This is a genomic window from Virgibacillus sp. W0181 (genome assembly GCF_051846915.1).
GTDB lineage: Bacteria > Bacillota > Bacilli > Bacillales > Amphibacillaceae > JBPYCR01.
Genome location: NZ_JBPYCR010000020.1, coordinates 41,025 through 50,848, shown reverse-complemented (window position 1 = coordinate 50,848; position 9,824 = coordinate 41,025). Strand labels below are relative to the sequence as shown.

11 protein-coding genes are annotated in these 9,824 nt (G+C 40.2%); 6 read left to right on the top strand and 5 right to left on the bottom strand.

Features of this window, described 5'->3' with window-relative positions; translation table 11 throughout:
- The 3 genes from ACLIBG_RS10200 to ACLIBG_RS10190 all read left to right on the top strand — a co-directional run.
- On the top strand, positions 1-2,562 hold a 2,562-nt coding region (locus ACLIBG_RS10200; RefSeq protein ID WP_439312656.1), incomplete at its 5' end, for a SpaA isopeptide-forming pilin-related protein.
- 128 nt (positions 2,563-2,690) lie between these two features.
- Positions 2,691-3,230, top strand: coding sequence for a class D sortase (locus ACLIBG_RS10195; protein ID WP_439312655.1), 540 nt, complete (start codon positions 2,691-2,693; stop codon positions 3,228-3,230).
- Between the two features lie 200 nt (positions 3,231-3,430).
- On the top strand, positions 3,431-3,886 hold the full coding sequence (locus ACLIBG_RS10190; RefSeq protein ID WP_439312654.1) for an Hsp20/alpha crystallin family protein: 456 nt from the start codon (positions 3,431-3,433) through the stop codon (positions 3,884-3,886).
- 67 nt (positions 3,887-3,953) lie between these two features.
- On the opposite strand, the gene ACLIBG_RS10185 is transcribed toward ACLIBG_RS10190, so the two are convergent.
- Positions 3,954-4,196, bottom strand: coding sequence for a YppG family protein (locus tag ACLIBG_RS10185; protein ID WP_439312653.1), 243 nt, complete (start codon positions 4,194-4,196; stop codon positions 3,954-3,956).
- A gap of 416 nt (positions 4,197-4,612) precedes the next feature.
- Between ACLIBG_RS10185 and ACLIBG_RS10180 the strand changes: the two genes are divergently transcribed.
- The gene (locus ACLIBG_RS10180; RefSeq protein WP_439312652.1) at positions 4,613-5,416 is read left to right on the top strand and encodes a DUF2268 domain-containing protein; all 804 of its coding nucleotides are present in this window, start codon (positions 4,613-4,615) and stop codon (positions 5,414-5,416) included.
- A gap of 129 nt (positions 5,417-5,545) precedes the next feature.
- Here ACLIBG_RS10180 and ACLIBG_RS10175 read toward each other — a convergent pair whose 3' ends face one another.
- Complete coding sequence (locus tag ACLIBG_RS10175; protein ID WP_439312651.1) at positions 5,546-5,848, bottom strand: hypothetical protein; 303 nt, start codon at positions 5,846-5,848, stop codon at positions 5,546-5,548.
- A 178-nt stretch (positions 5,849-6,026) separates the two neighbouring features.
- Here ACLIBG_RS10175 and ACLIBG_RS10170 point away from each other — a divergent pair, with 178 nt between their 5' ends.
- Both ACLIBG_RS10170 and ACLIBG_RS10165 read left to right on the top strand, forming a co-directional pair.
- The gene (locus ACLIBG_RS10170; protein WP_439312650.1) at positions 6,027-6,131 is read left to right on the top strand and encodes a YjcZ family sporulation protein; all 105 of its coding nucleotides are present in this window, start codon (positions 6,027-6,029) and stop codon (positions 6,129-6,131) included.
- A gap of 29 nt (positions 6,132-6,160) precedes the next feature.
- Positions 6,161-6,301, top strand: a complete 141-nt coding sequence (locus tag ACLIBG_RS10165) for a YjcZ family sporulation protein (protein WP_439312649.1) — start codon at positions 6,161-6,163, stop codon at positions 6,299-6,301.
- A 229-nt stretch (positions 6,302-6,530) separates the two neighbouring features.
- Here ACLIBG_RS10165 and ACLIBG_RS10160 read toward each other — a convergent pair whose 3' ends face one another.
- From ACLIBG_RS10160 to ACLIBG_RS10150, 3 genes are read right to left on the bottom strand one after another with little or no spacing between them, the layout of a single operon-like run.
- The gene (locus ACLIBG_RS10160) at positions 6,531-7,082 is read right to left on the bottom strand and encodes a GNAT family N-acetyltransferase (protein WP_439312648.1); all 552 of its coding nucleotides are present in this window, start codon (positions 7,080-7,082) and stop codon (positions 6,531-6,533) included.
- Positions 7,082-8,725, bottom strand: coding sequence for a hypothetical protein (locus ACLIBG_RS10155; RefSeq protein ID WP_439312647.1), 1,644 nt, complete (start codon positions 8,723-8,725; stop codon positions 7,082-7,084). The genes ACLIBG_RS10160 and ACLIBG_RS10155 overlap by 1 nt, the downstream gene beginning before the upstream one ends.
- Positions 8,725-9,513, bottom strand: a complete 789-nt coding sequence (locus ACLIBG_RS10150; RefSeq protein ID WP_439312646.1) for an ABC transporter ATP-binding protein — start codon at positions 9,511-9,513, stop codon at positions 8,725-8,727. The genes ACLIBG_RS10155 and ACLIBG_RS10150 overlap by 1 nt, the downstream gene beginning before the upstream one ends.
- Positions 9,514-9,824: the final 311 nt, after the last annotated feature.

Below are 9,824 nucleotides of genomic sequence, written 5' to 3'. Positions count from 1 at the left end.
TTAGCAACCGATGAAACAGGTACGCTCGTAGTTGATGACTTGAAGCCGGGCAATTACCAATTTGTCGAAACAGCAACCATTCCAGGATATGATCTGGATGCGACACCCATCCCATTTGAAATTGCGATTGGACAAACGGAAGCAGCCGAGGTTAGCTTTGAAAACCCACTAAGTACCGGATCAGTGGAACTGACAAAAGTCGGTGAAGAAGGAAATACCCTAGCAGGAGCGGAATTCACCTTAGAGAATGGAGCTGGGGAAAAATTACTAACGGGGCTCACGACCAATGAAGCAGGCATACTTGTTGTCGAAGACCTGAAGCCAGGCAATTACGCATTCATCGAAACGAAAGCACCATTCGGCTATCAGTTGGATGACACGCCGATTACATTTGAAATCGTGTTTAATCAACAGACAGCAGCTGAAGTCCAAGCAGAGAATCAGTATCTTCCAAGCACGTTCGAGCTAACGAAAGAAGGGGAAGACGGTCAGCTGTTGGAAGGTGTCACATTTGCATTACAGGATGCCAACGGCAGTCCATTGCGAGAAGGCCTTCTGACGAATGAAGCAGGAAAACTAACGATTGATGACTTGACGCCAGGCTCTTATCAATTGGTGGAGACAGCCACCGTGCCGGGTTACGACTTGGATACGACGCCTATCCCATTTGAAATTGGCTTGGGACAAACCAATGTAACGGAAGTTACTTTTGAAAACCCATTAAGCACCGGTTCAGTAGAGTTAACGAAAGTCGGTGAAGAAGGGGACACTCTAGCAGGAGCGGAATTCAGCTTAGTGGATGAAGCTGGGGACGAACTGCAAACGGGTCTTACGACCAATGAGGAAGGACTACTCGTTGTTGAAGACCTGAAGCCAGGAAATTATGCATTCGTTGAAACGAAGGCCCCATTCGGGTACGAGTTAGATAATACCCCGCATGAATTCGAGATTGTGTTTAATCAGCAAGAGAGATTAACGCTAGAAGCAGAAAATGCATTGACGACAGGTTCCGTTGAGCTAACAAAGCTTGGAGAGGACGGAAGTACGTTAGAAGGGGTTGTATTTGAGTTACAGGATGATACAGGCACAACCTTGCAAGAAAACTTAGCAACCGATGAAACAGGTACGCTCGTAGTTGATGACTTGAAGCCGGGCAATTACCAATTTGTCGAAACAGCAACCATTCCAGGATATGATCTGGATGCGACACCCATCCCATTTGAAATTGCGATTGGACAAACGGAAGCAGCCGAGGTTAGCTTTGAAAACCCACTAAGTACCGGATCAGTGGAACTGACAAAAGTCGGTGAAGAAGGAAATACCCTAGCAGGAGCGGAATTCACCTTAGAGAATGGAGCTGGGGAAAAATTACTAACGGGGCTCACGACCAATGAAGCAGGCATACTTGTTGTCGAAGACCTGAAGCCAGGCAATTACGCATTCATCGAAACGAAAGCACCATTCGGCTATCAGTTGGATGACACGCCGATTACATTTGAAATCGTGTTTAATCAACAGACAGCAGCTGAAGTCCAAGCAGAGAATCAGTATCTTCCAAGCACGTTCGAGCTAACGAAAGAAGGGGAAGACGGTCAGCTGTTGGAAGGTGTCACATTTGCATTACAGGATGCCAACGGCAGTCCATTGCGAGAAGGCCTTCTGACGAATGAAGCAGGAAAACTAACGATTGATGACTTGACGCCAGGCTCTTATCAATTGGTGGAGACAGCCACCGTGCCGGGTTACGACTTGGATACGACGCCTATCCCATTTGAAATTGGCTTGGGACAAACCAATGTAACGGAAGTTACTTTTGAAAACCCATTAAGCACCGGTTCAGTAGAGTTAACGAAAGTCGGTGAAGAAGGGGACACTCTAGCAGGAGCGGAATTCAGCTTAGTGGATGAAGCTGGGGACGAACTGCAAACGGGTCTTACGACCAATGAGGAAGGACTACTCGTTGTTGAAGACCTGAAGCCAGGAAATTATGCATTCGTTGAAACGAAAGCCCCATTCGGGTACGAGTTAGAGGACATCCCCATTGAATTCGAGATTGTGTTTAATCAGCAAGAACCAATGTATTTAGATTTTAAGAATAACTTATTAAAAACGGCATTACAGATTGTAAAAGTTGATGCGACTACAGACGCTGCATTACGGGGAGCAGTCTTTGATATCTTTAATAGTGAAGAAAAGCTCATTTCAACGGTAACAACAAATGCAAATGGAATGGCGACCGTTAACGGGTTAACACCAGGCGAATATCAATTAGTAGAAACGAAAGCACCATTTGGTTATGTAAAACTGGAAAGATCGTTGGATATCACAATAGAGCTAGGGGATAACAAGAAAGAAGTTATTGTTGAAAACACCCCTAAAGAAACTGAGGAAAAGAAAGAAGTAGGGCCACCAAGTTCATCTAACAATAATTTTGGTGACAAACTGCCACAAACAGGAGAAGAATGGTTACGATATGCAATTGTTCTTGGATTGATGTTTGTTGGAGTAGGTAGTTTCCTCTTATATACACATATTCGACGAATAAGAAAAACGGAATTTTAACAGCAACTTTAATTAAAATAGTTATAAAAGAAATGGGAAAACATTTCTTTTATAACTATTCTTCTTTTAAGTAAATGAAGGGTAAAAGTGAATTGAGGCGATCCATGGTGAAAAAAGGAAGGTTATGGATGGGCACAGCATTGATTGTTTTGGGAGCCATACTTCTTGCTGTTCCACTAATCTATGAATCGTATACATCAAAACAAGGCGAAGAACTCATGCATGCAATGAATCTATTAAAAGCTGATGCATGGAGTCAACAAAAGAATATTGAAACAAACTATACAAAAGAGGAATTACAGAACGTTTATGAATTAGAAATTCCATCTATTGATTTAAAGCAGTATGTATTACCGAAGACAACGGAGAAAAACTTGGCAATAAGCTTAACACAAATTATTGAAAATCAAAATCCTGAAACAGATAATATATCAATAGCCGGTCATCGAGGGTATCGGGGGGATCGGCACTTCCGAAATCTGCCTGATGTCAAAAAAGGTGATGAAATAATTTTAACGACAGAAAATGAAAGATATCAATATAAAGTAACGGAAATTAAAATCGTAGAAGAAAACGAAACAGATATACTAGAGAATAAAGGAGCGGAAATAACGTTATTGACATGTACATTATCCGGAGATAAAAGAGTAGTCGTAAAAGGAAAATAATAATTGACTTTTTAAGCCATCGCAAAGCTTTTAATAGCTTTGCGATGGCTATATATATGTTCGGTAAAAGCGACGGAATATCACCTGCTCAAGTAAAGTATCTATTTTTTAAAAATTCATCTACCCGCTTTGTGCCCACCATTTTTTTCAGATGGAGCATATATTAATTAATGAATTCAAGTGACGAAGGAGTGGGCCAGTTGGAAGCGAACAAAGGGAAATCGTCCAAACGCAATGAAGAGTTTCCTTTTCATGACTTGATGTCGCGGATGGATTCTTTTTTTCAAGGATCATTTAGAAACTTCAACACGTTTTGGAATCCTGAAAATTTCAAAGTAAATATGCATGAAACAAAAGATAACATGATCGTGGAAGCGGTGTTGCCGGGCTATAAAAGAGATCAAGTTGAAATTGAAATTCTCGGAAGTCAACTGCGGATAACCGTGGAAGATAATGCTTCAATGGAAGTGGTGAATGAGCAGCATTACTATAAACAAGAACAGTCTTTTCGAAAAGCAGAGCGCATCGTGTCTTTGCCTTTTCCAATTTCCAAAAAAGATACGAAAGCAGCATTTCATAATGGAATATTGAAAATTACGATTCCCAAAAACAATGAAAGTAGAACGTTTGTTGATATTGAACCTACGGATGATTAAATGAGAAAGAAAGCGGGTAGCTTGCCTTAAGCTGCCCGCTTTAAATAATGAATACTAAAATCCAATGTTATTTTTTCACGCTGTTTTTCAATTTGGAGATCATTGGACTTACTTCACTATACAGTTTATTTATTTGGAAGGCTGTTTCAGTAATTTTATCCATGTCAAATTGACCTTCCGGATTACGGAAACGAGCGATGAGGTTCGGCATTGCCGCACTTTTTTTCTTAGGCGGTTGCTCCCTCATGGGTCTTGTGAAAATCATATGCGGTGGTGGTGGACCTGGCCTTCTTGGTCTTTCTGGAAACATACGAATACTCCTTTCGCGACAAATATTTTTTAAATAAGGTTAGAAAGTATAAAGTTTTGTGCATAGCTGTCTAGCTTAATCTCCCAGCCCCTCGAGGTCTTAAGCAATACGTGGCAAAGTCCGCCACCACGATTTCTTGCTTAAGCTTGTCAGGGCTTTCCAGGGCGCTTGAGCTTTTCTTAAGCAATGGCTTATTTCGATTAAGTGAAAACCGATTACTTAAATGAAATACACATAGCCCCAGTGAGTAGTGGTTTACGAATTTTTCCATTACCTTCTTCTTAATAGTCTATTCGTTGATTTCAGAAGCGGTAAGGTGTTTGTACCCTACTTGTAAATAAACTTCCTGTGCCAAGCAATGTTTGCATGGATGCGACATAGTCTAATAAATCAATGGGTTGGCAGGAGGTGTGAGAATGGGAGTCGTCCGAACAGATCAATGGTTAGCCGGCTATTATAAAGAACCAACCCGCATATGTAAAAAACTACTAAAGTATTTCCCGGAAGCATCCGCTGCCGAGCTGCATGAGTATCTCGGTTTGCACGGAATGTACCAACAGCCTATCAGTGATGGAGCGCGCTTAATTGAAGCAATGCGTACAACAGATGTTTGGAGGGTTGTTCAAAAGGAAAACCAACACTTGCAATTAAAATGGAATGGCCCGAATATACCAATTTTTATTTTGCCCTCCGATCATGATAATTACCACTTGCGGCGGGATCATAAAGGGAAGTCAGGTTTAGCATTCTCTGATAAATTGTTTTTGTTTATTTCGGAAACAAATACTCGTACGGAAATTCGCACGCTTTTCACCCATGAATACAACCATGTATGCCGACTCGCCCATAATAACAAAGACGAGAAGAAATATACATTGCTAGATACAGTAATTTTAGAAGGGTTAGCTGAAAATGCAGTTCGCGTACTTTTCGGAGAAAAGGAAACAGCTGCATGGACAACATACTACACGAATAACCAACTCGAAAACATGTGGAAAGAACTTATTGTTCCCAATAAACATGTCAAAAAAGAGGCTTACCGCTATGAAGAAATATTGTATGGATTTGGGCGGTATCCGAAAATGGCCGGGTATTGTGTCGGTTATTATATCGTCAAAAAATATATGAAAAAGACAAATAGAAATGTTGACCAACTGCTGCACGTGCCTACAGAAACGCTTGCACAACTGAAAAGCAATGAAGGAAAACCTGCTGATTAGATTAAAACTTTCACTACCTCAAGATAGCAGCGCCCGGCTGGAGGTGGATGCCATTCTCCAATCCGGGCGCTTGTATACATTTGTACCAAAGTACAATGTATTTCCTACTTTAAAATGACCTTTACTTGCTTAAAAGAAGAATGGCAACAGGATCAACGTGCCGATTGCTCCGAGTGCAATGCCGGCCCCAAAGCCTAGCCGATATCGACGATACCTATTGGGACCGTAAGCCCCGTATGGTCTATAGGAAGGGCCGAAAAAGCCATAACCAAAACCGCCAAAATTTTGTCGGTTGCCTATTGGATCCAAGAACACTTGATTACGGTTAACGTGTCTAATAACTCCTCTATGCACAACTCCATTGCGTGTTCTTATTTCTACTGCTCTTCCTTTATATCGATTACATAAATGAAAATAATGTCCGGTTGACAATGTATCACCTCCAAAATTTCTATCATATAGGACATCTTATGTGCGCTTGATGCACATTGGAAAGGCTTTTAGGTAATAATTTGTAAGTGGTATCGGTGCCCAAATTCCGCTAAAACCATATCCATTTTCACTAAGTAACATATATTAGTTAATAAAGATAAAGAGGAGGTGTTAATAGATGAGTGAAGCAGGATACGGCCACGGCAGTGGGTTTGCGTTAATTGTAGTATTGTTTATCTTACTCATTATTGTGGGTGCAGCATATGTAGGTACAGGTTACTAAAGCAAAAGTTATGAAAGGGAGGTTATATTATGTCATATGGATGCTATGGTGGTTATGGCTCCGGTGGATACGGAGGCTGTGGCGGCGGTCATGGCGCCGGTCGAGGATTCGCCTTGATTGTTGTGTTGTTTATTTTGCTAATTATTGTAGGAGCTGCTTGGTATTGCTAACAGACAGGGAGGAACCTGTTTTATAAAATCTCTGCTGGGCGGTTTTATTGACTATACCGTCCACTATTCGCCTTTCGATAATGTTTGTCAAAGAACAGATGAAAGGAGTCGGTTAGCTACCAAACAGTAAGTTTCGATATACTAAATGAACAGTTTTACAGAGGGAAGAAAGTTTCCCTCTGTTTTTAGCATATAAAATATGAATATAAATTCCATTAGTAAGTGTTGATTAACGATTTTTCCAGTCAGCCTGAATCATGCCATAGATGACATGATCTACATAGTGATCATAAAGCCATTCTGCTTGACGCAAATGGCCTTCTTTCGTATACCCGAGACGTTCCGGAATTGCACGGCTTCGTTTATTTGCATAGGCCGCACGGATATCCACGCGATTTAATTCCAATTCATCAAATGCATAATCGGTTAATGCACGAACGGCTCGCGTCATAATTCCTAGCCCTTCATAATCGACTGCAAGCCAGTACCCGATATACCCGATTTTATTTTTCCAATCAAATTGATTAAAACCAATGACACCGGAAAGCTTTTGTTGATAAAAAACACCAGCAGATAAACCGCTCCGCTCAGCATAGCTATGGAATGATTGCTTAATAAACTCAAGTGCATCATTGACTGTTCTTATTTCATCGACCCATGGAATCCAGTTTTGCAAATGCTCGCGGGATCGCTCGGTCATTTCATACAACGGTTTTGCATCTCTCACTGACAGCATACGCATCGATATTTCCTCATCAATATCAACAATAAACAACGTCATCACCTTTTATTTCTGTGTAATTTTTTCTCAGAGAAACTTAATTTCCAGCTTACGATCAGGATAATCATCAATATACCCATATAAATGTAAATGCCAAAAGGAAGAAGTGTAAATAAATAATGGGCTCCGGCAAAGAATCCGGCAATAAACATCAGCAGAAAAATACTTATCGTATTGCCGCCTTGTTGGGCAGTTTCAAACGGTTTCGTAAAAGGATAACCCTTGTTGCCAACGAGCTTGTAGGATATTAAGGTATGTAAAATAGCCGTCAGCAATACAACAAATAAATCGGGCAAAATGCGCAACGAGAAAATGAATACAAACACAGCGCCGATTAAAATGAAAACAGGTAAATACAGTCGGATAATAAACGCCTTTAATGTCGCACTGTACGCAAGCAAATGGTTTTTAATCGGTGTTACCTTAAAAATCCAGGCGCCTTTGTACTTTCCGGAAAATTGCAGCATGTAAACGACTGTCCCGATAATAATATTAGAAAAGTAAATATTGAGAAACATGTTTCCTGATGCAATGTCTTCAAGTGAACGCATATTTAATTCACTAAATATGAAAATAAACGGAAATACGAGCGCCATCCCGAGTGATGGATACACTTTTAACTTAAATTCCCGTTCCTCGCTCATCATCACGTTTGCAAAACCGAAAAATTGTCTTTCTTCTTTTTTGCGGCAAAGTAATTTTGCCCATATTGCCATCCATACGCGCTTTTTCTGGCCTGTCTTTTTTGTTTCTTCCATTAACTTTTGTAAATTCCGCTCAAAAGCCGGCATTGATCGAAAATAGATGCCGAAAGCCAAAACGGGTACAATCAATGCGAGCACAGTCAACCAAATAATCGAATTAGCATGATTGGTCGTCAATAATAATTCGAATGGGGCAGCAAACCAGATCGGCGGTATAAGCAGATGCCACCATTGAAATACATAGGAAATGGTGAAGTCGACCAAATTGAATGACCGAATAACAATTTGGTAACCAATGATAATACTGACCGATAAAATAATTTGCACATAATTTATGAAATCCTTTAAATGCTCTCCGCTAAAAAAGCGTAAAATGGTTATATAGGACAATGCTGTTAACGTAATAATAAACATAACGAGAAATACGATCATGAAACAAAACAACAGAAAAAACCCGACGCCGTGTTTAACAAGTGCTACAATAGCTGGAAGTGCGATAAAAGCTCCGGTTAGCATAATCATATATATGCTGACGTGCACAAGCTTAGCAGCATTTACCGTGCGTGTCGAAACCGGTTTTGTGTTCAAAAATGTCTGGTCTCTTACATCAAGCAGCACAGTGGAAAAGTCGGAAATCATTGAAGTCATTAAAATAAACATCGCTATGCCAAAAATCAAGCTCATTTGAAGCATGTAATGATCGAGAAATAATAGAGGGATAAGAATCAAGCTATATAGGACGTAAATTCCGAGCGACTTGATAAACTGATTGCCTTTACGTTTCTTCGTTTGATTGGCGAAGATGGTCGGTACACGTCTTTGATCCATCGTCAGCTTCATAAGCACAATCTTTTTCATCATCGCATAATCAATGCGAAAGGCTTTAAATACCGGTTTTAAAAAATCAAGCCATTGGAGACTGCGAACACGTTGTAACATTATGCTTCCTCCGAAATGATTTGAACGAGCGTTTTTGCTGTTTCCTGGTGGCTATCAAAACCGGTTAATTGGTTAAATATTTGCTCCAGCGAACCTTCCTTGCTCTGTTTTCTTAATTCTTCAAATGATCCATCGGCGATAATTCGTCCATCTGCAAGCAGGACGATTCGGTTGCTGATCTTTTCAACGACCTCCATAATATGTGACGAATAGAAAATAGTTTTCCCCTTTGCGGCAAGCGCCTCCAGCATTTCCTTAATAATGATGACACTATTGGCATCAAGTCCACTTAATGGTTCATCCAAAAACAGCAATTCAGGGTCATGTAACAAGCTGGAAATGAGTAATACTTTTTGCCGCATCCCTTTGGAAAAGGATGAAATCTTACTGTGCAATACATCTTCTAATCCAAATTCACGCATGAGTCGTTCGGCTTTTGACGCAGCTTTTGTACTTTCCATTCCGTACAATTCGCCGCTGAATGTTAAATATTCATTGGCGGTCAGGTTATCATATAGCTCCGCATTTTCCGGTACATAGCCGATTTTATGTTTATAGGAGTCGTTTCCAGATGAAATATCTTCTCCAAAAACGTTCACCGTTCCCTGGTATTCATTAATTAATCCTAGGATTATTTTTAATGTTGTGCTCTTTCCCGCTCCATTTGGGCCGATGTAACCAATAATTTCTCCGCGATTTACTGTTAAATCAATCCCTTTTAAAACAAGCCCGCTCCCAAAGCTTATCGTGACATCGTCTAAAGATAATATTGCATCGTTATCACTCAATTTGAACCCACCTTTATTTCATGCTTGTACTTATTATAAAATGTGTTTCGTCCACATGTTGAAAAATAATATACATATCAAACAATGCACATAAAGTAAGTATTACGTTTGCATCCAGTTTATCATATTGGATCAGGTGTGTGGTTACAATTTTGAACTTGTTGTAGGGGTGAGGATGTTTTTATTTGTGGGGTAGCGGGAAAACATGGGTACCTCTTTGACGGTGCTCCTTTTGTTATTACATTCGAGTGTAGTGCCTGTATGGGGGCAAAAATGAAAAAAGATGCCACTTGTTCGTTTAAATTTTCGAT